This is a genomic window from Thermotoga sp. KOL6 (genome assembly GCF_002866025.1).
Lineage (GTDB): Bacteria > Thermotogota > Thermotogae > Thermotogales > Thermotogaceae > Thermotoga.
Genome location: NZ_LNDE01000001.1, coordinates 85,159 through 110,318, shown reverse-complemented (window position 1 = coordinate 110,318; position 25,160 = coordinate 85,159). Strand labels below are relative to the sequence as shown.

Below are 25,160 nucleotides of genomic sequence, written 5' to 3'. Positions count from 1 at the left end.
TCTCACCTCAGGTTCAAACACTCAGAAATATTCGACTTTTCAGCTATCTCTGGTACCAACACCGATTCTTCTCCTGTCATTATCACAACAACTCCGGGTCCATGCCCTGCCGATACACATGCTGAGTGTACAACAACCCCTATGGAAATCGATCCTCTCTTGTATTTTCCCACACCATAGGAATTATCATGGTTCATTATAGCCACTAAGTCTCCTAGTTTGAGATCTTCGACACCAAATTCTCTGGAATCCAACGCCATTATATCGTAATCCGTTGAAGCACTGCTCGATGCTCCGATTCCAGACCCCATAAAGTGGGCAGGAATCTTAGCCACGACTGGTACTCGTAATTTACCATTTTCTTCAGTTATACCGATCCTTTCCAAAAGATCAGGATCTACGTTCATAACCTTCACTTTGGGATAGTCGATTAACTTTAAGCCCTGTCCCCACGCCTTTATTAGAATCTTATCGCCCACCATGAGTTTTTCCAACACCTCATCTTCGAAGTGCACTATGACGTGGTTAACTCCACCGTGTTTTCCTGTTACCATTCCTCTACTGCCCTTCGCATCTCCAGACATAACAACAGCTTCGTTTCCTATGCAGGATAACGTCATAAGTGGAATTTCTTCTTCCTTTCTTCTCGCTGCAACAGATACTCCTGGTTCCACATGATCCCCTTCCCATCCGTAAGCACTATATCCAATTTTCACGTTGTAAGTGATCCCGCCGAGTACCGGTATTACTTTCACCGTTCCTTCCGTGGTTATGCTGTAAGGAGAACGCATCTTAGCGGGAGCTATCTCGCCCATGACCGAGATTCGTACGATTTTATCTTTGTTGGTTCGCATAAAGACCACCTCCACGATATGATATCATTGAATAGATAAGGCAGAACAGGAGGTGACATCTTGAAATTCTACATCACTACTCCCATATATTATGTGAACTCCGAACCGCATATAGGAAGCGCCTATACCACTATTGTAGCTGATATCATCGCTCGTTACAAACGTTTCATGGGATACGATGTTTTCTTTCTGACCGGTACCGATGAACATGGACAAAAGGTCTTGCAAGCTGCTCAAAAAGCGGGAAAAGATCCTCAAGAATTTTGTGATGAACTTGCAGAAAAATTTAAACAATTGTGGAAAGAATTGAAAATCACCAACGATTATTTCATTCGGACTACAGATGAGACACACATGAAAACTGTTCAGAAATTCGTTGCGAAAATGAAAGAAAACGGAGACGTTTACAAAGGCGTTTATAAAGGATGGTATTGTGTCCCGTGCGAGACTTTTTGGAACGATGATGAGGTTATAAAAGACGGTGATGAGCGTTTCTGTCCTGAATGTAAAAGACCTGTCAAGTGGGTAGAGGAGGAAAATTACTTCTTCAGGCTTTCCAAATACAGAGATGCTCTTCTGAAATACTACGAGGAACATCCTGACTTCGTGGAACCCGATTTTCGCCGAAACGAAATGCTGAAGATACTGGAGGGTGGACTCAAGGATTTGAGTATCACCAGGACGTCGTTCAAATGGGGGGTTCCTGTGGAAGACGACCCTGATCACGTGATCTACGTTTGGGTGGATGCTCTTATAAACTACGTTTCCGCGATCGGATATGGGTGGAACGATGAAATGTTCAACAAATGGTGGCCTGCCGATCTACACCTTATAGGAAAGGAGATAAATAGATTTCATTCTATTATTTGGCCTGCTATGTTGATGTCGGTCGGATTGCCACTTCCGAAAAAGGTTTTTGCTCATGGTTGGCTCACTGTGAACGGCCAAAAGATCAGTAAATCACTTGGAAATGCCATAGATCCACGATTTTTTGTCAACCGTTATGGAAACGACGTGGTTAGATACTACTTGATAAGGGATATTGTTTTCGGAAAGGACGGAGATTTCTCGGAAGAAAGGTTGGTTCACAGATTAAACTCAGATCTTGCAAACGATTATGGAAATCTCTTACACAGGATCACAGCGATGATAAATAAGTACCTCGGCGGAAAACTTCCAAAACCTTCAAAAGAAGAGAGCATTGACAGATGGATAAAAGAAAGATTTCTCGAAACGAAAGGAAATTATTACAGTCTCATGGATTCTTACAGACTCACCGAAGCCCTGGATAAAGTTTGGGAGTTCATAGCAGACATTAACAAATACTTCAACGACACCAAACCGTGGGTTCTGAGTAAAGAAGGAAAGATCGAAAGATTGAACACCGTTCTCTACAACTCTCTCGAGGCTGTCTTCAAAGTAGCACTCATGACACTTCCTATGATGCCCGATACCTCTGAAGAGGTTTTCAGGAGAGTTTCGTTCGATGAGAAACCTTCCCAGGAGCACCTGGAGACTTGGGGGGTATTGAAATCGGGATCTAACGTGACTCATGGGGACCCTCTCTTCAAAAAGATAGATACTAAGACATTTAAAAAGGTGGTGGAAACTGTGTCGGTTGGGGAAAATCTGATCACCATAGATGATTTTGCAAGAGTAGACTTGAGAACCGCAAAAGTACTTGAAGCAGAGAAAGTGCCGAACTCTAAAAAACTCATAAGGTTGATTGTTGATCTCGGAACGGAAAGAAGACAAATAGTTGCAGGAATAGCCGAATATTATAAACCAGAAGAGCTTGTGGGTAAAACCATTATTGTCGTTGCAAATTTGAAACCAGCCAAACTCATGGGAATCGAATCTCAAGGAATGTTACTTGCAGCGAAATCGAACGATACACTGAGACTTTTAACAGTAGATGGAGAGATCACACCTGGTGCCAAGGTGTCTTAATGGAGGGATGTGAATGCCGGAGTTTCTGATAGACAAACCTATAGAGGATGAGCTTGTCGAGTCTTATCTCCTCTACTCGATGAGTGTTATTGTAGGAAGGGCCATTCCAGATGTGAGAGATGGGCTCAAACCTGTTCAGAGGCGTATCTTGTATGGAATGTATGAACTCGGTCTTACCCATAACTCTCCAACGAAGAAGAGTGCAAGAATCGTTGGAGAAGTTATGGGTAAATACCATCCCCATGGGGATGCTCCTGTCTACGACGCGCTCGTGAGAATGGCACAGTCTTTCACGATGAGATATCCCCTCATAGAAGGGCAAGGAAATTTTGGCTCCATAGACAGAGATCCTCCCGCTGCCATGAGATACACGGAAGCAAGACTCACCAAACTCGCAGAAGAAATGCTCGAAGACATAGAGAAGAACGTAGTGAACATGATAGACAATTTCGATGGAACTTTGAAAGAACCTGAGGTTCTCCCTTCTAAGGTGCCAAATTTGATAATAAACGGAGCTTCAGGGATCGCTGTTGGAATGGCCACCAACATACCTCCTCACAATCTGTCTGAAACCGTTGACGCGTTGATTTATTTGATAGATCATCCTGAAGCAACCGTTGAAGAACTAATGCAATTCATAAAAGGACCAGATTTCCCAACGGGTGCGATTGTTGTGAACGGTTCTGAACTACGAAGTGTTTACGAAGAGGGAAGAGGACGGATAGTTGTCAGAGGGAAAGTTCATGTTGAGGAAGGAAAAAAGGTAAAGAAGATCGTTATCACCGAAATCCCCTATGGAGTGAGTAAAGCAGGTCTCATCGAACAGATTGCGAAAATAGTGAGAAATGACGATTCGCTTCCTGTGAGAAATATCAGAGATGAATCAGATAAGCGTGGAATGAGAGTGGTTATAGAAATTCCGAAAGATGCCAACGAAGAAGTGGTGATAAATAACCTCTACAAAAAAACCTCTCTTCAAGACTATTTCAACGTGCAGATGTTGGTTATAGACAAAAACAAGAGACCTAGGCTGATGAATCTGAAAGGATTACTAGAAGCTTTTCTGGAGCATCGTTTCGAAGTCATAAGAAGGAGAGCCGAATACGAATATGAACAGTACTCCAAACGAGCCCACGTTGTGGAAGGATTGTTGAAAGCAGCGAGAGCCATTGGTGTGGTGGTGGACATAGTCAGGAGTAGCAAAGATGTGGAAACCGCTAGAAGAGCACTGATGGAGACCTTCGAAATAACAGAGGCTCAGGCGAAAGCTATTCTTGATATGAGGCTCTCGAGACTTACTTCACTCGAGATAGAAAAACTTCAAGATGAATACTCCGAACTAGTGAAAAAGATATCTGAGGTGAAAGAAATTCTTGAAAAAGACGTAAAAGTCAAGGAAATAATGAAAAAGGAATTCAAATATCTTAAGGAACGTTACGGTGACCCAAGAAGGACCAAAATCACAGACGAAGAACTCAGATACGATATGGAAGAACTCATTGCGGAAGAAGATATTGTGATCACTTTGAGCCACAAAGGATACTTGAAAAGCACCCCCCTTAGCAGCTACAGATCTCAAAGACGTGGCGGAAAAGGTATCACTGTTTCAAAACTATCCGAAGACGACGAGGTAGAATTCGTTGTGGTCACGAAGAATATTTCTTCCACTCTCTTCATAACGAATTTGGGAAAGGCTTATGTCCTCAAAAATTACCAAATAGAAACCACAGGGCGAAATACTAGGGGGAGACATATCTCTGCCTTCTTGAATCTTGAAGAAACAGAAAAGGTTGTAGCTCTTGCGCCTTTGAACGGGAAAGGAAAGGATCTTGTGATCGTCACAAAACATGGAAAAATCAAGAGAACCGCTTTGGAAGAGTTCGAAAACGCCACTAGCAACCGAGGTGTTAGAGCCATTCGAATAGAAGCTGGCGACGAAATTATAAGTGCTAGAGTTATAGACTCAGAAAGGGGAAGCCTCGTGGTGGCAACGAAGTTGGGAATGGTGATCAGGTTCCCCGTGAGCGATGTTAGGAGAATGGGAAGAAACGCCGCGGGTGTTCAAGCCATAAAACTTCAACCGGATGATGAGGTTGTGAGCATGGATGTGGTTCCTTCTGAAAACGAAGGTGAAATCCTCACAGTGACAGAAAAAGGTTTTGGAAAACGCACTCCAGTCGAGCTTTACAGGATACAGAAAAGAGGAGGAACCGGCCTTAGGAACATCTCGGATGTGAAGAAAACAGGATACGTTGTAGCAGTGAGATACGTAAGGGGGGACGAAGAGATAGTAGTAGTCACCAAAAACGGTATGATGATAAGGATTCCCGTTTCGGACATAGGTATCATCGGCAGAATAACCAAAGGAGTAAAACTTATAGAGCTCGGTGATGATTCTATTTCTAAAGTGGCGGTGGTGAAGTAGTGAGAAGACCGCTCGAACACACTGCCGACATCGCTTATGAAATCTCCGGAGAATCTTTTTTGGATTTGTTACAAGAGGTAAGAAATATCCTCTTAGAAGTAGAAGGAATCGAGGTGAACGAAGAAAAAAAAGAGAAGTTTTATATTTTCGAAGAAACAGAGGATAACTTTTTCGACATAGTGAACGATTGGATAGCGGAAATATCTAAAAACTGGGCTCCATGGAGACTAGAGATTAATGGGAACAGAATAAAAGTAGTGTTCAGAAAAATCAAGCGTAGAGAGGGAACGGAGATAAAAGCTTTGACATACCACTTGTTGAAGTTCGAGAGAGGCAATGGAACCTTGAAGACAAAGGTGGTGTTCGACATTTGAAAGAACTCACTCAGCGTCAAAAAAACGTATTGCTTTTTATAGAGGAATTCATAGAGAAGAACGGCTTCCCCCCTTCAGTGCGGGAAATAGCTCGACGTTTTAGAATTACACCGCGTGGTGCCCTTCTTCATTTGATCGCACTGGAGAAGAAAGGATACATAGAAAGAAAGAATGGAAGACCTAGAGCTTTGAAGATCACAAGGAGCATCAGAAATAAAGTGCCGTTGATCGGCGAAATCAGAGCTGGTGAGAAAAGGGAAGCAGTTGAGTATCTCGAAGATTTCATGGAGGTTCCCAAGAGTTTTCTTTCGAACGGATACGACCATTTTCTCTTGAGGGTGAAGGGAGACAGTATGATAGAAGAACATATCTGTGAGGGTGACTTAGTTTTGGTGAGAAGACAGGAATGGGCGCAGAATGGTGATATTGTGGTGGCAATGGTAGATGGAGAGGTTACCTTGAAAAAGTTTTTTCAAAGGGGAAATACTGTTGAATTAAGACCTGCGAACCGCGAAATGAGTTCCATGTATTTTAAAGCAGAGAGTGTTAAAATACTTGGAAAAGTTGTCGGTGTATTCCGAAAACTCTGAGGGGGGAGAACATGTTTCCTTACAGAATTGAGAACGACGTTGTAATACTCATTCCGAAAGGAGAACTCAGCATAGAAAATGCTCATTTGTTCAAAAAGTGGGTGCTCGACGAGTTTTTGAATAAGGGTTACAACAAAATATTGCTCGTGTTGTCCGATGTAGAAAGTATGGACAGTTTCAGTCTTGGAGTTATCGTGAACATTCTAAAGAGTATAAACAGTACGGGGGGATTCTTTGCCGTGGTATCACCGAGTGAGAAAGTGGAAAGGATCCTTGAAATCACCGGTCTTAATCGGATCGTGAAAATATACGACACTATATCAGAAGCCTTGGAGGAGGTGCGAAAAAGTTGAAAATCGCTATAGCTTCAGATCATGCAGCCTTCGAGCTCAAAGAGAAGGTAAAGAATTACTTGTTGAACAAAGGGATCGATGTATTGGATCATGGTACGTACACCGAAGAATCGGTGGATTATCCAGATTACGCAAAAAAGGTCGTACAATCAGTTCTATCCAACGAAGTAGATTATGGAATCCTTCTTTGTGGAACTGGTCTCGGTATGTCCATAGCTGCGAACAGATATAAAGGCATACGGGCAGCACTCTGCCTTTTTCCTGACATGGCAAGATTTGCAAGATCTCATAACAACGCCAATATCCTTGTTCTCCCTGGAAGACTTATAGGAGCAGAACTCGCCTTCTGGATAGTCGATACTTTCCTTTCGACTTCTTTCGATGGAGGAAGACACGAAAGGAGAATCAAAAAGATCGATGAAGTTTAAGGAAATCATCTTCTCTCTGAAGGAAGATGAAGAAAAGCTTGTCGATACATTTTATAGAGAAGAATTTTTCAATTTTGCTATAGAAGAGGACGAAAAAGGTAACAAGTTTCTCAAGGTGTATCTCCGAGAAGGAGAGACTCTTCCTGATTTTTTGAAAAATCTAGACACTTTAGAAGAAAGAATCACTTCACCGGGCGATTGGACTGTCGAATTGGAACCTTTTGAAATAACTGAGGGGATCATCATAGATCCTACAGAGAAGCTAAAAGAGTACGAATATGGGAAAATAGTGATAAAACTCTCACCAGGTCTTGCCTTTGGCACGGGTCTTCATCCAACCACTCGAATGAGTGCGTACTTTTTGAAAAAGTATCTCAAGGAAAACGACAAAGTTCTCGATGTTGGTACTGGTACAGGTATTCTCGCCATCATAGCAAAAAAACTTGGAGCATCCTTGGTGATAGCGGTTGATGTAGACGATCAAGCAGTTGAAGTTGCTAAAGAAAACGTAGAAAAGAACGATGTAGACGTGATAGTGAAAAATTCTGATCTCCTCTCCAAGGTTGATGGTGTTTACGACATTGTGGTTTCAAACATACTTGCAGAAGTTCTTTTGAAACTGCTTACAGAAGTGAACAGGGTCACCCATGAGAATTCTGTTCTTATTCTTTCAGGAGTTGTAGAAAGAAAGGAATACATGATCAAAGAAAAGGCATACAAAGAAGGATGGAACACGGTGGAAAGGAAGCAAGAGAGAGAATGGGTCACTCTCGTGATGAAAAGATTGTAGAATGGCAACTCGGGAGATCTATCACGAACATGAAAGAAGTGGTATTTCGCTGTCCTTTCGGATATCCTGTTGTTGTAGAGAGCTTTCCAATAAAAGACGGAAAGCCTTTCCCTACCTTGTACTGGCTCACCTGCCCTCATTTGAGAAAGGAAGTTTCCAGAATAGAAAGTGAAGGATTCATAAGAAAGATCGAAGAACGAATTTCGAGGGATCGAAATTTTTATGAAAAAATGAAAAGAGCACATATTGAGATTATAAAAAGGAGAGAAAAACTACTACCGATTGGACATCCCTTTAGAGAAGTCTTGAAAAGGGTAGGAACAGGGGGTATCAAAGATTTTTCGAAATTGAAATGCTTACATCTTCATCTTGCGGATTATTTGGCTGGTGTGGAGAATCCTGTAGGAAAGATGATTTGGGATCTCATCGAAAACAAGTTCTGTGAAAACGGTATTTGCAAAACTGGGGAGGCGGAAAAATGAGGGTAATAGAAACTATAGAGGAGATGAAGCGCTTTTCAGAAGAAATGAGAGAAAGAAAAAAGACAATTGGTTTCGTTCCCACCATGGGTTATCTTCACGAAGGGCATCTTTCCCTTGTTAGAAGAGCGCGCGAGGAGAACGATGTGGTTGTAGTGAGTATCTTTGTGAATCCTACCCAATTCGGTCCCAACGAAGATTACGAAAGATATCCAAGAGATTTTGAGAGAGACAAGAAACTTCTCAAGGAAGAGAAAGTGGATTGTGTTTTTCACCCCTCTGTTGAAGAAATGTATCCTTCAGATTTTTCGACCTATGTAGAAGAAACAATGCTTTCAAGACACCTTTGCGGCAAATCTAGACCTGGACATTTCCGAGGAGTGTGCACTGTGGTTGCAAAGCTTTTCAACATCGTAAAACCTCACAGAGCATATTTCGGTCAAAAAGATGCACAACAGTTCAGAGTGTTGAGAAGAATGGTGAGAGATTTGAACATGGATGTTGAAATGATCGAGTGTCCAATAGTGAGAGAACCGGACGGACTGGCTATGAGCTCGAGAAACGTGTATTTGTCCCCCGACGAAAGAACGCAAGCACTAGCACTTTACCAATCTTTGAAAATTGCGGAGAATCTCTTCATGAACGGCGAGAAAAATGCAAATCGTATAAAAGAGGAAATGATCAAGCATCTTTCCAAGTTTGATAAGGTAAAGATAGATTATGTGGAGATTGCCGATGAAGAAACTTTGGAGCCGGTCGAGCAAATTGACCGTAGAGTGATAGTTGCGATTGCCGCATGGGTTGGGAAGGCTCGATTGATAGACAACACGATCCTGGGGTGATTGTATGAAGAAATTTTTGGTGATCTCTGACATGCACATTCCTGTAAGAATGGCGAATCTTCCCGATGAAGTCCTGGATTATTTGAAAGATTACGACGGTGTAATAGGCCTTGGGGACTACGTGGATCTTGATACAGTGATTCTTCTGGAAAAACTCTCTAAAGAATTCTATGGTGTTCACGGGAACATGGATTACCCAGATGTTAAAGAACATTTACCATTTTCCAAGATGTTGTTGATCGAAGGAGTAACTATAGGTATGTGCCATGGCTGGGGCGCGCCTTGGGATTTGAAGGAACGTCTTCTTAAATTGTTCAAAGAAAAGCCCAAAGTAATTCTTTTCGGACATACTCACGAACCAGAGGACACAATGAAGGCGGGTGTCAGATTTTTGAATCCTGGAAGTTTGGCTGAAGGTTCTTACGGTGTTCTCATAATAGACGGAGGTGAGGTGAAATTCGAACTGAAGAAATTGTAGAGGAAATCTTGGAAGACATAAAAAACACCGTGAAAGAGGGGAAGCTTTATGTAGCTTTTTCAGGAGGTAAGGACAGTTCGTTAGTTGCAGTCTTAGCGAAAATGGCCCTTGGTCCTGAAAGAGTTGAACTTGTCACTGTCGATTGGGGACCTTACACTTACGAAAAATCTCGTGAGATTGTTAGAAAGTTTGCACAGGAAAACGGATTGAAACATACCTTTATTCCCTCTAATGGCCTTCAAGAAAAGGTTTGGAGGTTCGGGCCTTCCTGTAATGCCTGTACTAGAGATGTAAAGACACGGCTTGTAAAAACATACGCAGGTAACCACCTTGTCGCAAGCGGTGCAAACGCATCTGACAGTTGGGGAAAAACAGGGTTGAAAATTTTCGATGGGGTGTATTCCCCTCTTTATAGAATTGGAAAGCCTGAAATAAACGCAATGATAGGACACCTTGGTATAAACGTGAAAAAAATAGGAGAATCAGCTGGGAGAGAAGGTTGCAAACTAAAGCATCTTCTGAAGATGCTCATAAATCCAAATTACCACGGTAAAGCCGTTTCGAGTACGAACGAGATCCTTTTAGATATACTGGAAAAGCACGGTATAAAACCAAAGCTCGCAAACGTGAAAATCGTAGGTCCTCTCTCCAAAAATATCGCTTTAGTGAACGTAAAACCGTCACCTCCAAAAAGGATCATGGATGAGATAATTGAAAAGCTTTCAAAAGAAAAAGTGGTAGACAAAGTGGATATCGTGGATAGGCCCTTGAAACTAGTCGTTCTCGCAAATCCTTCCATTTATCGGAACGAAGAAGCAAGGAAATGGATTAAAGAAGGAAGGCTTCAGCCGGAATTCGCTTTTCCTATAGTAGAAATAGAATGGAGAGAATCAAGAAATAACAAGTTGAGAACCTTCCAGGTGATCGATTATTCAAAGGAGTGATAGAATGGCTTTTAAATGTCCGATTTTGTTCCTCTTGAGAAAGATCTTTAGATTTGGAAGGAAACCAAAGTTCATCGTGAAAAAACGTTGAAGAGAAAAGCAAGATGTTTTCAAAAAGTTATAGAACTTCTTCAGGGTTCGACTTGTACTTTCGCCACTTTTCGTATTTTTCGTCCCATTCCTCCGTGTCTCTCGGTTCAAACGTTTTCAGTTTGAACGACCTCCTTACAATTTCTCTTGCTTCGTCGAGATCTTCTATTTTACCCGTAGCGATGAATTGGACGAGAGCGTTTCCAATAGGAGTAGCATCAATAGGTCCAGCAATTACAATCTTTCCGGTTGCACTTGCTATAAAACTCATCAAAAGCTCGTTTCTCACAGCACCTCCTACCACGTGGATTCTGTCGTATTCTTTCCCAACTAGCTCTTCCACTTGTTCGACAATCCATCTGCAATTGAACGCCAATGACTCGAAAATGAGCCGAGAGATTTCTCCGATTCCTTCGATTATCCTTTGATCAGTCTTTCTAAGATAAGTTTCCATCTTTCTAAGCATATTCCCTGGATACAAAAACATCTGACTATCTGGATCTAAGAATGCCTGAAATTTCGGTGCATTTTCTGCTGCCCTTATGATTGTTTCGTAATCTTTTTTCCACAGTTTGTTACACTCCTCTAAAAGCCACAAGCCTGTTGTATTTTTGAGGAATCTTATTTTTTTATACCCTCCCTCGTTCGTAAAATTGTTCTTCATAACGTTTTCTGTGAGAAGGGGATCTTCCAACTCAGTTCCTATAACAAACCACGTTCCAGAACTGATGTATATACCCTCTTTTTCAAAAGGAACAGCGACAACAGCTGAGGCGGTGTCATGGCAGGTAGTAGCAACCACATTTACACCCTTTTTCATCCTACACTTTCCAAGAACGGTTCCAGGTGAAACAACGTGTGGAAAGATTTCTAAAGGAATAGAAAGTTTACCTAAGAGATTAAACGCCCACTTTTTCTTTGGAACGCTGTAACACTGAGAGGTAGTTGCAATAGTGTATTCACTCACTATCTCACCGGAAAGCCAAAAATTGAGGATGTCGGGTATCATTAGAAAGTGTCTTGCTACTTCCAGTTGAGGATCTTTGGAAAGTATCATCGAGTAGAGCTGGTAAAGCGTGTTTATTTCCATGAACTGTATCCCCGTTTCTCTATAAATTTCTTCTTTCGAGACAACTTCGAAAACCTTGTTCATGATTCCTTTTGTTCTAATATCTCTGTAGTGGTAAGGAAGTGAAACGAGTCTTCCTCTTTCATCGAGAAGTCCAAAATCAACTCCCCATGTATCTACCCCAATAGACTGGACTCTAGAGAATTCTAAGACATTCTTTATTTCTTCATAAAATCTGGGAAGATCCCAAAAAAAATGTTCTCTGTCTTTCCCAGGCAATAATGTTCCTCCCGTTCGAAATCTTCTGAGTTCTTTAACGGTTAATTCGTCTCTTAACTCCACCTCATAAATCTTACCGTTCGTGGCACCGATGTCCACGGCGAGAGCCTTCATAACCATCCCCCCGGAACGCCTGTAGGATCACGCCCAAGGCTCAAAATTTTCAGTAAAATATCTGCCGCTTTCTCGAGAATTTCTATTTTATCATAGGCTTCCGCAACATCTCTTCCAAAAGCCACTACTCCGTGTTTATCCCATAAAACAGCATCCTTTCCCTCAGACTTTTCGACCGTTTTCAAACCGAGTTCTACGCTTCCAGGCCTCTCAAACTCGACAACAGAGATACCGTTTTGGAAGAAAATCAACACTTCTGGGTGTATTTTCATCATTTTCGGGATAAGTTCGTGAAAATCAGAAAGATTCATCAACGTAAGAAGATTCAACGGATGAGTGTGAACGATGGCCTTTTTCTTTGAGCCGGCTTCCTTGAACCGCGCATGAATCATGAGATGGGTAGGAAATTCACTCGTTGGTTTTCCTTCACCGTGAAGAATTTCGTAAGTTTTACCGGGAAGAACGTGCACAAGACAGATCTTGCTATCATCCTCATAAATTTCTCTCATCCTGGAGCCTGTGGCTGTTACAAGGATAAACATTTCAGGGCCGTTGTAATCGAAACCGTACTCTTCTACGGATTTCACTTCCAATCCATTGGGAACTTCGTCTATTCGTACCGAAATGTTTCCAGCGTTCGCTTCAGAAAGGCCTTTTATAGCAAGCCAATACGCTACCTTTTGGATTGCCCGTATTGTTTCTTTCATCGCTTTTCTCTCCTTCCTTGAAGACACATCAGTTAAAAATATTTAATCGTACTTCGACCATGTTATCGATACTAATCTATGCATAACTTTATCACGAATTGATCTATAAAGTCAACAATACTTGTGATAAAATCGTTTAAAAAGAAGATAAAGATAGAAAATTGAGGTGGTTATTATGAGAGAAAAACGATTGAAAAAAATTCTTGAGATAATCGAAAGTCAAGATTTTGTAAGTATGAGAGATCTACAAAAAGAACTCGGTGTTTCCATGATTACGGTGAGAAGAGATGTTGCAGAATTAGTCAAAGAAAATCTGGTGAAAAAAGTGCATGGAGGGATAAAAAGAGTAAGTTATTTCGAAAAAGAATCTGATTTTATGAAACGCCTTCATGTAAACCGAGAGGCAAAGGAAAGGATTGCAGAACTAGCTTTAAATTTCGTTGAAGATAACGATATCATCTTCCTTGACGCAAGTACGACTCTTTACGTATTTGCAAGATATCTCGCCCTATCTAAAAAGCGTGTTCATGTTATTACCAACAGTATCCCCATTGCTATGGAACTTTCAAAAAATCCCAATGTGAGTGTCTTTCTTCTCATGGGAAAAGTGAATCCGGAGAGCATGTCGGTGGAGGGAGCTCTAACAATAGAAAGCGGAAAAAGAATGTCTGTGAAGAAAGCTTTTGTCTCCTGTAGAGGTGTAACAGCAAAGGAAGGAACATATGAGATAAACACGATGGAAATGGGAATAAAGAGCGTGTTCATTGAGCGATCAGAAGAAGTTTACGTACTAGCAGATTCCAGCAAAATAGGAAAAAGGTCTTTAATCCATCTCTTGCCGACAGAAAGAATTGATTGTCTGATCACAGAGAAGAAACCTATAGAGGATCAATATAGATTGTTCGTAGAAAAAGGAGTAAAAATGGTATTTTGAAACAACAAGGCTTTAACAGGGGGGAATCACTGTGCTGAGGCCAAAGAGTAACTCGATGAGGATGGTTCTGTGCTTGGATGGGATATGGACTCTCAAAGTAAACAACGAAGAGAGGCCAATAGCGGTCCCTGGAAGTTGGAATGAACAATACCAAGATTTGTGCTATGAAGAAGGCCCTCTTGTTTACAGCACCGATTTCTTTGTTCCGGAGAAATTCGTTGATAAACATATCAGGCTCTACTTTGGGGCGGTGAACACGGACTGTGTGATTTTTATCAATGGGGAGAAAGTGAAAGAAAATCACATTGGATATCTCCCTTTCGAAGTTGACATAACTGGAAAAGTAAGAAAGGGAAAAAACGAACTGAAGGTGGTTGTCGAAAACCATTTGAAAATGGGTGGTTTCCCTTCGAAGATTCCAGAGGAGGGTACACATACTGTTGGATTTCTCGGAAGTTTTCCGGCTGCGAACTTCGACTTTTTTCCGTATGGTGGAATCATAAGGCCCGTGATGATGGAGTTCACAGAACATTCTAGGATAGTAGATGTGTGGGTGGATACATCCGAATCCAACATGGAGGAAAAATTGGGAAAGGTGAAAGTAAAAGTGATGGTCTCAGAGGAAGCTATGGGTGAAGAGATGAAGATCACGTTTGGGGGTATAGAAAAAAAGGTAAAGCTTATCAATACACACCTTGAAGAAGAATTCACTTTGAGAGATGTCAAGTTTTGGAGTCCAAAGGTTCCGCATCTCTATCCACTCAAATTAGAAATAATGGAGAAAGACGAATACGAACTGGAAATTGGAATCAGAGTGATAAGTTGGGACGAGAAAAGACTCTACTTGAATGGGAAACCAATCTTTCTTAAGGGATTTGGAAAGCACGAAGAATTTCCCGTTTTGGGGCAGGGAACGTTCTATCCACTCATGGTGAAGGATTTCAATCTTCTGAAATGGATAAACGCGAACTCTTTCAGAACATCACATTATCCTTATAGCGAAGAATGGTTGGATCTTGCAGATAGGTTGGGTGTGCTTGTGATAGATGAAGCTCCTCACGTTGGGATAACGAGGCATCATTACAATACAAAAACCCAGAATTTGGCCGTTGAAAATCTGAAAAGAATAATAGACAGAGACAAGAACCACCCCAGTGTGATCATGTGGAGCGTTGCAAACGAACCGGAATCAAACTATCCTGAAGCGGATAAATTTTTCAAGATGCTCTACAAAACAGCAAAAAACCTTGACAGAACTCGCCCGGTGGTTATGGTGAGTATGATGGATACACCTGATGAAAGGACGAGAGACGTTGCCTTGAGACATTTTGACATAATCTGTGTGAATAGATATTATGGGTGGTATGTGCATCAAGGAAGAATAGAGGAAGGATTGAAAGCACTAGAAAAAGATTTGGATGAACTTTACAAAAGACATAAAAAACCGATCTTTATAACGGAGTTCGGTGCAGACGCTATAGCAGGATTCCATTACGACCCGCCCCAAATGTTTTCCGAAGAATATCAAGCGGAACTCATCAAGAAAACCGTGGAACTACTCATGAGAAAAGATTACATCATAGGAGCACATCCTTGGGCTTTCGCGGATTTCAAAACTCCCCAGAACGTAAGAAGACCTATTTTGAATCACAAAGGTGTGTTCACAAGGGATAGACAACCCAAATTATCTGCACACGTTTTGAGGAAACTGTGGTCCAACAGTTGAATCTCTCTTCTTTAACACGCATTATCTCGAATCGATCTATTAATTTTCGGGTGTTACTATGAGTAGAGTCTACAACGAACCAAGGAGGAAATGGATAGGACTTTTTGGCTCCATTCCCTACTTAGCCAACGCCCTTCAAATAATAACGCTTCCCTTTTCACATCTTCTTAGATCTCGAAAGCAATTGATAGCGCCATTGATGTGGATCGCTAGAACGTTTATTTTGCTTTTCGTTTTTTTCCTTTTTCAAACATGTCTTGCTTACATTCTTTATTTCTACATTCAAATAGCCGGATCTATCTCAGCTCCATTGTGGCAAAGCTGAATGGCTGATTTTGTACCCAAGAATATGATAGGAAGTTACTTCGGTTTTAGAAATTTCATTCACGGTTTGGTACAGATCCCTGCCATGTTCACCGCAGAGGCTATTCTAGATTCACTTGGTGAAAACTGGAAAGGATTCGGTACATTGTTTTTTGTAGCAGGAAGTTTGGGTTTCCTGAGTGGTTATTTTTTGAAGATACAATACGAACCACCTTACGAACCAAGAGGAGCATCTATAACGATGACAAAAGCGGTAAAGTTTTTGTTGTAAAGAGGAACATTTCAGAAATTTTTTGTGGGGTTTTGTTTTTTGGAACTTCGCAGTAGGTGTTGGGACTGTGTACATAAACGTGATGCTTTTGAAGGAGATAAATCTCAACTATCTTCAGATAAGTGTTTTAAATGCTGTTGGTATGTTTGTCGGGACACTATTCCAACCGTTTTGGGGGAAACTAGGCGACAAATATGGATTTCAGTATTTTCTGAAATTGTGTCTTTGGATCCATGCAACGATCATTCTACTTTGGGCTCTCATACCTAACTCTTTTCTTTATATCTTTTTCTTGCAAGTATTAATAGATGTATTCGTGGTAGCTGGTACCATCCAGCTCATTTTCTACACACTCATGTACAACGCTCCACAATCTCTGAGATCAGAGGCCTTTTCTGTCTTCAACAGTCTATCCAATATTTCTCTATTCTTAGGGGCGTTGGTTTCTAGAATAATCGTCTCTGGCTTCGAAAATATGAATCTTCCGTTTGGGATTTCCTCTATAAGGCTCGCGATGTTGATATCTTTCCTTTTGAGAATCTGGTCTGCATTCAGGATATCCAGAGTGGACTTTGGAACACCCAAAGAAACAACTTTAGTTCAAATTGTTAAAGAATCTTTTTTCACGGTTGTCGTCCTTTGGTTGAAAGACAAATTGAACACTTTGAACATTTTCAAAAGAAAACGTTGAGGCGTGGTAAAATAAAAGCGAGTGAGATCACACAACAAAGGGGGTTTGTCACATGGAAGTTTTGAAAGTATCATCGAAGTCTGATCCCAACAAAGTTGCGGGAGCGATTGCAGGTGTGGTGAGGGAACACGGAAGAGCGGAGATTCAAGCAATTGGAGCGGGAGCAGTGAACCAAGCGGTGAAAGCCATCGCCATTGCGAGGGGGTATCTTGCTCCAAGCGGGATTGATCTTGTCTTCGTTCCTGCTTTCACAGACGTTGAGATTGAAAACGAAAGAAGAACTGCCATCAAATTTATAGTCTTTCCGAAAAGCTGAGAAGGGGAGCAAAGGCTCCCCTTGATTGTTGCTCTCTTTCCTATTTATAATCCTACCAGATGTGATTCCCCTGTAATTTTTTTTTTAATAGGCTCTTCTACACAACCATTGAAAGCACTGGACCTTCATAGTCATACCGTGTTGATGATGATATCATTACCTCGTAGGGAGGGAACAAACAAGAATGGGGAAAAACATTTTGATACTTGTTTTTATGATAACTTTTGTATTCATATTTGGAACTGTGGCGTTTCATTTAACAGAAGGATGGGGACTTTTTGAATCCTTTTATTTCACGTTGATAACAGTGTCTACTGTTGGATACTCGCTTCCGGAAGCTATTTCCCAGGCTGGCAAAGTGGTCTCTGCTATTCTCATCGGTGCCGGTGTGACGATCGTACTGTACGGTTTCACTTCGATCACATCTTTGATCGTCGAAGGGCATGTGGGACGGTATTTTAAAAATAGGAGGCTGAAAAGAATGATAGGTAAGTTGACAGACCACTTCATAGTGGTTGGAGCTGGGAGGACGGGTAGACACACAACACTCGAAATCATGAAAGCAAAAAAGCCGTTTGTTGTCATAGATACGTCCGAAGAGGCTATTGCCAAGCTCGAAGATTTTCTTGGAGCGGAATTTCCTTATGTTTTGGGTGATGCTGCAGAAGAGGAAATCCTTCTAAGAGCTGGTGTAGACAGAGCAAAATCTCTAATAGTTACTCTTCCAGACGATGCGAAGAACACGTTTGTGGTTCTCACCGCAAAATCTTTGAATCCAAATCTCGAGATCGTTTCGAGGGTTTCTGACTTGAAAGCCTTAAGTAAACTCGTGTATGCGGGAGCGGACAAGGTAATCGCCACTTCGGAACTTGCAGGTATTCGATTGGCTCAGATGGCGCTTAATCCGAAAACTATCAGCTTTTTGGATATTCTGTCCTTCGGTGAAGAATCCTTCAGAATAGAAGAAGTTTTGATACCCAATAACAGTCCCGTTGCTAACAAAACTTTGGGAGAAATAAATCTTGGGAAAAGAGTGGGGGCCATTGTCATTGCCATTAGAAGAGGAAACGATGTCATATTCAACCCAACCGGCGATACAAAAATTCTGGAAGGAGATAGACTCATGGTAGTGGGAAAGAACGAGCATTTCGAAAAGATCCATAACTTGATAGAGGAGGGATAAGGTGATAATCGTTTATTCAACGTTTCCAAACGAAGAATCTGCTATTGAAGTGGGAAAGAAGCTTCTGGAGAGAAGATTAATCGCTTGTTTCAATGTTTTCGAACTAAGATCTGGATATCGTTGGGAAGGGAAGATTGTAGAAGACAGAGAGTGGGCGATCATTTTCAAAACTACAGAAGAAAAAGAAAGCACTCTTTACGAAGAAATCAAGAAACTCCATCCTTATGAGGTACCTGCGATTTTCACTTTGAGAATCGAAAACGTGCTTCCAGAGTATCTAATTTGGCTCAAGAAAGAGGTAGAAGATCCTCAATGATTTCTAGAGTTTCATCCAGAGTCCATGCTTGAAAAACCTCTACTATCTTTCTGTTATCAAGATATTTTCCATCTATCAAAACTTGAGAAAATCTGTCAGTCCAACCACCTGTACCTCTGAACAATACCACAGGTTTGCCCATGGCATATGCTCCTAGTATCTCTATCGCGGTTCCTATCTCACCACCGATAGAAACCACCACATCAACGTTTCTCAAAAGTATGAAAGACCTCATTTGAAAATCAAGGCCAGTTCTCACAGCAACAGAAAGATAAGAATTTCCATGATCCTTGTAAGGAAGTATACCAATAACAGTTCCTCTCTCTTCATGAGCGCCACGTGACACGAGTTCCATAACCCCATCTCTTCCCCCGTTGAAAATCACATAGCCCTTTCGGGCTAACCTCTTCCCGAGTTCTAAGCAGAGATCTTTGAGTTCAAGAACGGGTGGTTTGTCAATCGGGCCTGAATACCCTATCACACCAATTTTTTTCAAGATCCCAAATACACCTCCTTTACCAGTTCGTTTTCGAGAACTTTTTCAGGTTCTCCTTCCGCAAGAATTTGTCCTTTGTGTATCACGTATATTCTATCCGAAACCTCTGCGAGCTCATCTACATTGTGATCTGTGATGACAACACCGAAATTTTTGTGCTTCAACTCTAAAGCCATTTTCTGGATCTCTTTAACCGTCTTGGGATCTATTCCACTGAACGGTTCATCTAAAAGAACAAAGGAAGGATTCAAACACATCATTCTTGCGAGCTCCAATTTTCTTTTCTCTCCACCAGATAGAAAACTCGCCGGTTGATCTTCCAAGGGTTTCAAGTGAAACTCGTGTAAAAGTTCTTCTATCTTCTTTTCTCTTCTCTCTCTGTTTTTTTCATGGAACCGGAGAACGAGGTCTATATTTTCTCTGACAGTGAGTCCTCCAAATACAGAAGTTTCCTGTTGCAAATATGTTATTCCAAGCCTCGCTCTCCTGTAAACCGGTAGTTTCGTTATGTCTATATTCCTGAAAAAGATCTTTCCAGAGGAAGGTACAACAACACCAAGTATCATGTTAAAGATGGTCGTCTTTCCGGCACCGTTCGGTCCGAGAAGCCCAACCACTTCTCCCCTGCGAAACTCGAAATTCACTCGGTCGACAACAACTCTTTTTCCGAATTTCTTTCTCAGATCAACACATTTCAAAACCTCTGTCATTTTTGATTCATATATGCAATCAGCTGTTCTGTTATGTCAAAAACAGGTTTACCAAAGACAATAACTGGAACAGATTCACCAAGAGTAATAACCTGTTTGTTGAAAACAAGGTCGTACCCCATCACATTTGCGTATTCTCGAATCTTCTCGAATACCTCATTCATTATCTCTTGAATCTTGGGTTGATACTCCGATTTGAGAAGATTTTCGTACTCCGTTTTTTTGGAGAGGATTTCCTTCTGTTTCGCCAGAATCTCCTCCTGAGGTCTGTTTTCTTCTTGCATCTTTTTCAACTCTTCTTCCATTTCTTTCAACTTGTTTTGATAAAAAGAAAAGTCTCTCTTGTATTTCTCGTTTAACTCTTGCCATTTGTAATAACTTTCCGTTACTTTCTTAATATCAACGTATGCTACTCTCAGAGAAGAACCAGTAGAACTTTGGGAAATGAGGAGTGTTGTAAGAAGAATCCCTACCAATACGAGTGGCAAAAAGAATTTTTTCATGTTACTTCCTCCTTTCAGAATGTGATTTTTCCTCTTATTCTTTCTAAAATTTTCTCACCGATACCTGGTACATTCAAAAGTTCTTCGGGAGAAGAGAAAGGACCGTGCTTTTCTCTGTACTCAAGAATAGCCTTTGCTTTTACTTCACCGATGTAAGGAAGCCTCTCCAACTCCTCAGAAGTGGCTGTGTTGATGTTCAGTTTTGTGACTGTGTTTTTAGAGAGTTGTTCAACTCCTTTGACGGTGATGTACTTTGATATTTTATCCAGTGTTTTTTCTCCAATGCCAGAAACGTTAATGAGATCCTTCACGCTGGAAAAACCACCGTGTGTTTCTCTATATTCAACTATACGTTGTGCTTTCACAGGACCTATACCTGGTATAGAAGTAAGTTCCTCGATGGAGGCACTGTTTAAATCTATAGGGAAAGGTATGAGTTTTTGAGAATCAACCTTTTTGTCAGCAGGGATACTCTCTTTGTCAGTCACTATCCCCAGGATAATAAAGAAGGCCAAGACCAACAGTAAAGCTATTCTGTGATGGGATTGTTTTATCTTCAAGGAGAGATCAGCCTCCCAGCGTATCCTGGTTTCTTTGTACCCATTCGTTCCATAATATCATTCCAATCGAGCTTCTCAAAATAATCTTCGGCTAGCTTGAGAGTGGGAAAGGCTCCTACGACAACAGAATAGTATTTTATGTTTCCCCTTGAAAATGCGTAAACGTAGGAAGGATATCCCGCTACTCTCAAATCGTAAGAAAGTTCCTTAGAAAGGTTTTCAGAGACAGTCGTTATTACGAAGACTCCGTACAAAGATTTCTGAGCCACTTGAGAAAAATCTTCGAACTCTCCGAGAAGAACCACGGAGTATGTGTCAGTTGAAACTGGAGAGATCAGATACGGAAGACCTGACCTTCTAATGATTCTCAATGCATCATCTTTATTTACGACAAAAGAAGAAACAGTTTGTTCTTCGGATACGAAATCGGCCATTTCATTCCTCAATTTTTCATAGTCAAACTCTTCAAATTCAACCAAAAGGGGCGTCGGAGGAGTCGTTTCAACTGGTATCTTTAGTTCCTCTGGTATATTTATCACGACGGGCTTTATCTCCACGATCTCTACCCGTACGTTCTTCAACTTCCACTTCAAATAAAGATTGTAGGAGATAAGCCCTATGACCGCCGAAAATACAACGACTATGAACCAAAAGAGAAACCGTGATTGTCCCTCAGAGAGGGTCACTCTTGCCATTTTTCATTCCCCCAGATATCTGACCAGCAATTCCACAGCACTTTCCACATCGCTTGGAGAGACCATTTCATTGGGTGAATGAATGTAACGAGTAGGTATAGACAAAGTGGCAGCCGGAATTCCTTCTCTTGTTCTTTGATATCCAATCGCGTTCGTGCCCCCAAAAGTCAAGACTTCCATCTGGTATTTTATGTTGAACTTCTCAGCCGTCTCGATCAATTTTTCCAATATTCTTCTACTGCTTATCGATGCTCTGTCTTTTACCTTTAAGGCTGGCCCCTCGGAAAGTTTCATGGTGTGCCTTTTGATCGCTTTTGGTGTGTCCGCAGAATCTGTTACGTCTATAGCAATGGCTTCGTCCGCTTGTAGGTTGTATCCCGCAACGGAAGCACCGACTATCCCTATCTCTTCTTGTACACTGAAAACACCGTACAAAGTAGCACTTGATTTTACTCTTTTAAAAACTTCTACGATCACCGCGCATCCAATTCTGTCGTCCATCGCCTTAGAAATGTACTTCCCGTTCACTTCGGCGAAACTGCTATCGTAAACACCAAAACTTCCTATAGGACAAACTTTTTCAGCTTCTTCGCGTGAATTCACACCGATGTCAACGAACAAATTGTCAAAAGAAAGGTTTTTCACATTTTTTTGTCTTTCGTCTAATGTTTCCCCTTCCATTCCAACCACACCAATAACTCCGCTTTCAAATCGTATCCTTTTCCCAAGTACAATGTAAGGAGACATCCCGCCCACAGGTTCTACCATCAGGAACCCTTTTTCGTCTATATTTGTGACCGCTACACCGATTTCATCAATGTGGGCATCCAATATTATTTTTCTGTCACCGGATCCCTTCCAAACAATGAGGTTGCCAAGACCGTCTTCCCTGTGACCATCTATGTAACCATCTAACTCTTCTAAAATGATCCTCTTCACTTCTTCTTCTCGGCCACTCGGTCCAAATGCCTCTGTCAATCTTTTTATCATCTCTCTCATCAGCTCACCTCCACGATTTTTCCTTCTTCAATGAGGGTTATGACAAGTTTCAAGGTGTTCTCGTAATCTTTCAGATCCAGAACCGAATTTGGACTGTGAATGTACCTCGAAGGGATGGATACGACTCCTGCTGGTACCCCGTAAGCTGTCTTCGCATATCGAGCAGCGTCAGTTCCTCCCGCTGTCCGCCTCTTCATCTGAAACGGTATCCTCAGGGTTTTCGCTGTGTCCACTATAGTTTGGAAAATCTTTCTTGGAACAACGTATCCTCTATGATAAAAGGTGATCGCCGGACCATCTCCAAGATGGGTGGCCCATCTTCGATCTTCTAACTCTGGATTGTCGCCGGCCGTTGTGGTTTCCACAACTAAAGCACACGTGGGTTCTATTTCTTCAACGACCACTGCACTTCCTCTAAGCCCCGTTTCCTCTTGAACAGTGAAAGCAAAATAGGTGTCGTACGCAGGTACAATATCTTTCTCCAAGATATCTATGAGAAGAGAACACCCTGCTCTGTCGTCGAAAGCCTTTCCTACAACTCTTTCCTTCCCTTCTACATATTCACTCACGAATGAAACATAGTCCCCAATAGATATGTATTTTTTCGCCTCTTCTGAAGAAGAAAAACCAAAATCTATTCTCAGATCTTCGAACTTTGGAGAAGATTCGAGATCATTCCTTTGGAGATGTATGGGTTTGTATCCCACAACTCCCTTCAAATCCTTTACTTGGACGACTTTCCCGGGGAGTATTCTGGGATCCACTCCCCCTACCGGTAAAAACGCCACTCTCCCATCCTTTTCGATTTTGCTCACTATGAATCCTACTTCATCCATATGAGCGGAAATCAAGAATTTTTTGGAAGAATCCTTCCCCTTTTTCAACGCAAGGAGGTTTCCTAACTTGTCAACGATTATTTCATCTGCAAAATTCTCCACCTTTGATTTTATGAAGTCTCTAACTTTTCCTTCGTCCCCTGAAACACCTGATAAGGTTGAGAGATCTTTAAGATACACTCTTCACACCTCCAATTCAACTGCTATCACAGAAAGCAACCGTGCAAGTTCTTCAACGTCATGAGGATCCACCATTTCTACAGGAGTATGCATGTATTTCAAGGGAATAGAGATCAATGCGGTTCTAACTCCTTTGTGAACAAGTTGAACGAAGTCCGTTTCAGTACCAGATCTTCCCCCAACTGCCTCTTCCTGAATTGGCACGTTGTGTTTCTGAGCGATTTGTAAAATCTTCTGAACGAGAGCTCTGTCTACAACCGGGCCGAGACCGATCACAGGTCCTTTTCCGAGCTCTATGTGATCGTGATAGGGAGGTTCCGAAGCAAAGGTTACATCCATCACTACAGCAACATCTGGATCTATTCTGTAAGCTTCTGTAAGGGCACCAAGACATCCGGTCTCTTCTTGTGCGGAGAATACAAAGTACACATCCCAAGAATGCTCGTACCTGGTGAGAAATTCCAATGTTTTCACAAGGACAGCACAACTTGCTCTATTGTCCAACGCTTTTCCTACTATCTTTCCATTCGTTTCGAAAGCTTCCTGATCTATCACTGCAACATCCCCTACATGAACAGGAATATCAAATAGAGAAAGATCAACAAACAATTCATCGAAAGAGGGTACCTTTTTTCTGGATTCTGAAGTTTGTAGATGTGGAGCGAGCATACCTATGACTCCACGAGTGAGACCGTTTTTCGTATAAATACGCACTTTTGAAGCACAAACCACTTTTGGATCTACTCCACCAATGGGTTCCAATCGAGCAAATTCTCCTTCAACTTTAGAGACGACGAAACCTATCTCATCAACGTGCGCAAAGAAAGCGAGTTTCCTTTTCCCCAAACCTTTTTTGTACCCAACGAGACTTCCCTGTTTAGTGATTCTCACGTCGTTCATTTCAGATTCGACAAGAGATTTTATGTAAGACACCACCTTTTCCTCGTAACCTGAAGGCCCATCAATGTTGGAAAGGTTCATCAAGAGTTTTTTTGTTTCCAAATCATTCACCCCTTTCGAAATTCACCTTATCAAAAGGTTCGATTACTATTCGATTTCCTTTTACATGCGCAACCGACGGGATGTTTTCTTCACCTTTAGAATGTGTTATGAAACCTGCGATCTGGATGAGAGAAGGTTGAAGATCGAGAGCAGCCACAACTGCTTGTTCTCCTTCGTTCAAACCGGCTCGTATAGTCCCCTGAGCCTTCCCGAACACAACGACGGATCCACCCGCCAAAATTTCTGCACCTTTGTTCACGTTGCCAAAAACTATCACGTCACCAGAATGGACAACTGTTTGCCCTGAACGAATGTTCTTTTTGATCACTTTTCCAGCACTTTCCACAGTCGTTTTGGATTCCACTTTCAGTTTCTCTTCTTTTCCTCCCAAAGCAGTTCCGATGAGTATTTGAGAAACTTCCAAACCGAGCCTTCTGAGATGAGACACGATCCTCGGAATGTCTTGGGAGTGTTTGGCGTGGTTTTCTATCATGAGGGAGATTCTATCTCCTTTGGCGAAAAAGTTTCCCATTTGAGTGACACGTGCTGAAATCTCATTCAGCAGTTCTTCAAGATTTTGATAATCTTTGATTAGAAGAATGAGCCCTTCTTTCGTCATTTTGAAGTCTATCATCCTCTCACCTCTCTTTAG

30 protein-coding genes are annotated in these 25,160 nt (G+C 41.6%); 18 read left to right on the top strand and 12 right to left on the bottom strand.

Annotated elements, in window-relative coordinates; translation table 11 throughout:
• Positions 1-2 precede the first annotated feature (2 nt).
• Positions 3-854, bottom strand: a complete 852-nt coding sequence (locus AS005_RS00535; protein ID WP_101509758.1) for a DUF4438 domain-containing protein — start codon at positions 852-854, stop codon at positions 3-5.
• A 60-nt stretch (positions 855-914) separates the two neighbouring features.
• On the opposite strand from AS005_RS00535, the gene metG reads away from it, so the two are divergent.
• From metG to AS005_RS00480, 11 genes are read left to right on the top strand one after another with little or no spacing between them, the layout of a single operon-like run.
• Entirely contained in the window at positions 915-2,804 is a 1,890-nt protein-coding gene (metG, locus tag AS005_RS00530; RefSeq protein WP_101509757.1) for a methionine--tRNA ligase, read from the top strand.
• A gap of 13 nt (positions 2,805-2,817) precedes the next feature.
• Positions 2,818-5,229, top strand: a complete 2,412-nt coding sequence (gene gyrA, locus AS005_RS00525; RefSeq protein WP_101509756.1) for a DNA gyrase subunit A — start codon at positions 2,818-2,820, stop codon at positions 5,227-5,229.
• Positions 5,229-5,603 carry an archease gene (locus AS005_RS00520; RefSeq protein WP_101509755.1) on the top strand — a complete coding sequence of 125 codons (375 nt, stop codon included), beginning with the start codon at positions 5,229-5,231 and terminating at the stop codon, positions 5,601-5,603. The genes gyrA and AS005_RS00520 overlap by 1 nt, the downstream gene beginning before the upstream one ends.
• Positions 5,600-6,193, top strand: a complete 594-nt coding sequence (gene lexA, locus AS005_RS00515) for a transcriptional repressor LexA (RefSeq protein WP_101509754.1) — start codon at positions 5,600-5,602, stop codon at positions 6,191-6,193. Before AS005_RS00520 ends, lexA begins: the two co-directional genes overlap by 4 nt.
• 11 nt (positions 6,194-6,204) lie before the next feature.
• Positions 6,205-6,546 carry an anti-sigma factor antagonist gene (locus AS005_RS00510; protein WP_101509753.1) on the top strand — a complete coding sequence of 114 codons (342 nt, stop codon included), beginning with the start codon at positions 6,205-6,207 and terminating at the stop codon, positions 6,544-6,546.
• Positions 6,543-6,974 (top strand): ribose 5-phosphate isomerase B, encoded by a 432-nt coding sequence (gene rpiB / locus AS005_RS00505; protein WP_101509752.1) that lies wholly within the window; start codon positions 6,543-6,545, stop codon positions 6,972-6,974. The genes AS005_RS00510 and rpiB overlap by 4 nt, the downstream gene beginning before the upstream one ends.
• On the top strand, positions 6,964-7,764 hold the full coding sequence (locus AS005_RS00500; RefSeq protein WP_101509751.1) for a 50S ribosomal protein L11 methyltransferase: 801 nt from the start codon (positions 6,964-6,966) through the stop codon (positions 7,762-7,764). The genes rpiB and AS005_RS00500 overlap by 11 nt, the downstream gene beginning before the upstream one ends.
• Positions 7,765-7,793: 29 nt before the next feature.
• Entirely contained in the window at positions 7,794-8,246 is a 453-nt protein-coding gene (locus AS005_RS00495) for a DUF501 domain-containing protein (RefSeq protein WP_369819457.1), read from the top strand.
• Positions 8,243-9,085 (top strand): pantoate--beta-alanine ligase, encoded by an 843-nt coding sequence (panC, locus tag AS005_RS00490; RefSeq protein ID WP_101509749.1) that lies wholly within the window; start codon positions 8,243-8,245, stop codon positions 9,083-9,085. Before AS005_RS00495 ends, panC begins: the two co-directional genes overlap by 4 nt.
• 4 nt (positions 9,086-9,089) lie before the next feature.
• Positions 9,090-9,563 carry a metallophosphoesterase gene (locus AS005_RS00485; protein ID WP_101509748.1) on the top strand — a complete coding sequence of 158 codons (474 nt, stop codon included), beginning with the start codon at positions 9,090-9,092 and terminating at the stop codon, positions 9,561-9,563.
• A gap of 5 nt (positions 9,564-9,568) precedes the next feature.
• Positions 9,569-10,507: a 7-cyano-7-deazaguanine synthase gene (locus tag AS005_RS00480; protein WP_199203833.1), complete on the top strand. Its 939-nt coding sequence runs from the start codon at positions 9,569-9,571 to the stop codon at positions 10,505-10,507.
• Between the two features lie 118 nt (positions 10,508-10,625).
• On the opposite strand, the gene AS005_RS00475 is transcribed toward AS005_RS00480, so the two are convergent.
• Entirely contained in the window at positions 10,626-12,059 is a 1,434-nt protein-coding gene (locus AS005_RS00475) for a rhamnulokinase family protein (protein WP_199203781.1), read from the bottom strand.
• Entirely contained in the window at positions 12,056-12,766 is a 711-nt protein-coding gene (rhaD, locus tag AS005_RS00470) for a rhamnulose-1-phosphate aldolase (protein ID WP_101509746.1), read from the bottom strand. Before rhaD ends, AS005_RS00475 begins: the two co-directional genes overlap by 4 nt.
• 175 nt (positions 12,767-12,941) lie before the next feature.
• On the opposite strand from rhaD, the gene AS005_RS00465 reads away from it, so the two are divergent.
• From AS005_RS00465 to cutA, 7 genes are all read left to right on the top strand, one after another.
• Positions 12,942-13,700, top strand: coding sequence for a DeoR/GlpR family DNA-binding transcription regulator (locus AS005_RS00465; protein ID WP_101509745.1), 759 nt, complete (start codon positions 12,942-12,944; stop codon positions 13,698-13,700).
• Between the two features lie 31 nt (positions 13,701-13,731).
• A complete protein-coding gene (locus tag AS005_RS00460) occupies positions 13,732-15,426 on the top strand; it encodes a glycoside hydrolase family 2 TIM barrel-domain containing protein (protein ID WP_101509744.1) in 1,695 nt (564 codons plus the stop codon).
• Between the two features lie 325 nt (positions 15,427-15,751).
• Positions 15,752-16,021 carry a hypothetical protein gene (locus AS005_RS08845; RefSeq protein ID WP_233186179.1) on the top strand — a complete coding sequence of 90 codons (270 nt, stop codon included), beginning with the start codon at positions 15,752-15,754 and terminating at the stop codon, positions 16,019-16,021.
• Positions 16,022-16,088: 67 nt separating this feature from the next.
• Positions 16,089-16,712, top strand: coding sequence for an MFS transporter (locus AS005_RS08840; protein ID WP_233186178.1), 624 nt, complete (start codon positions 16,089-16,091; stop codon positions 16,710-16,712).
• Positions 16,713-16,764: 52 nt separating this feature from the next.
• Positions 16,765-17,028: a stage V sporulation protein S gene (locus tag AS005_RS00450; RefSeq protein WP_101509743.1), complete on the top strand. Its 264-nt coding sequence runs from the start codon at positions 16,765-16,767 to the stop codon at positions 17,026-17,028.
• A 184-nt stretch (positions 17,029-17,212) separates the two neighbouring features.
• Positions 17,213-18,211 carry a TrkA family potassium uptake protein gene (locus AS005_RS00445; RefSeq protein WP_101509742.1) on the top strand — a complete coding sequence of 333 codons (999 nt, stop codon included), beginning with the start codon at positions 17,213-17,215 and terminating at the stop codon, positions 18,209-18,211.
• 1 nt (position 18,212) lies between these two features.
• Entirely contained in the window at positions 18,213-18,527 is a 315-nt protein-coding gene (gene cutA / locus AS005_RS00440) for a divalent-cation tolerance protein CutA (protein ID WP_101509741.1), read from the top strand.
• Here cutA and AS005_RS00435 read toward each other — a convergent pair.
• The 9 genes from AS005_RS00435 to minC are packed head-to-tail and all read right to left on the bottom strand — an operon-like array spanning position 18,499 to position 25,142.
• The gene (locus tag AS005_RS00435; protein ID WP_101509740.1) at positions 18,499-19,023 is read right to left on the bottom strand and encodes a TIGR00725 family protein; all 525 of its coding nucleotides are present in this window, start codon (positions 19,021-19,023) and stop codon (positions 18,499-18,501) included. The genes cutA and AS005_RS00435 overlap by 29 nt on opposite strands.
• Complete coding sequence (lptB, locus tag AS005_RS00430) at positions 19,020-19,733, bottom strand: LPS export ABC transporter ATP-binding protein (RefSeq protein ID WP_101509739.1); 714 nt, start codon at positions 19,731-19,733, stop codon at positions 19,020-19,022. The genes AS005_RS00435 and lptB overlap by 4 nt, the downstream gene beginning before the upstream one ends.
• Positions 19,730-20,236 (bottom strand): OmpH family outer membrane protein, encoded by a 507-nt coding sequence (locus AS005_RS00425; RefSeq protein WP_101509738.1) that lies wholly within the window; start codon positions 20,234-20,236, stop codon positions 19,730-19,732. Before AS005_RS00425 ends, lptB begins: the two co-directional genes overlap by 4 nt.
• A gap of 14 nt (positions 20,237-20,250) precedes the next feature.
• Entirely contained in the window at positions 20,251-20,796 is a 546-nt protein-coding gene (locus AS005_RS00420; protein WP_101509737.1) for a ComEA family DNA-binding protein, read from the bottom strand.
• Positions 20,793-21,491 (bottom strand): hypothetical protein, encoded by a 699-nt coding sequence (locus AS005_RS00415; protein WP_101509736.1) that lies wholly within the window; start codon positions 21,489-21,491, stop codon positions 20,793-20,795. The genes AS005_RS00420 and AS005_RS00415 overlap by 4 nt, the downstream gene beginning before the upstream one ends.
• Positions 21,492-21,494: 3 nt before the next feature.
• Positions 21,495-22,490, bottom strand: a complete 996-nt coding sequence (locus AS005_RS00410; protein ID WP_101509735.1) for a M42 family metallopeptidase — start codon at positions 22,488-22,490, stop codon at positions 21,495-21,497.
• Entirely contained in the window at positions 22,490-23,506 is a 1,017-nt protein-coding gene (locus tag AS005_RS00405; protein ID WP_101509734.1) for a M42 family metallopeptidase, read from the bottom strand. The genes AS005_RS00410 and AS005_RS00405 overlap by 1 nt, the downstream gene beginning before the upstream one ends.
• A gap of 3 nt (positions 23,507-23,509) precedes the next feature.
• On the bottom strand, positions 23,510-24,508 hold the full coding sequence (locus tag AS005_RS00400) for a M20/M25/M40 family metallo-hydrolase (RefSeq protein ID WP_199203780.1): 999 nt from the start codon (positions 24,506-24,508) through the stop codon (positions 23,510-23,512).
• Position 24,509: 1 nt separating this feature from the next.
• On the bottom strand, positions 24,510-25,142 hold the full coding sequence (gene minC, locus AS005_RS00395; RefSeq protein ID WP_101509733.1) for a septum site-determining protein MinC: 633 nt from the start codon (positions 25,140-25,142) through the stop codon (positions 24,510-24,512).
• Positions 25,143-25,160 lie beyond the last annotated feature (18 nt).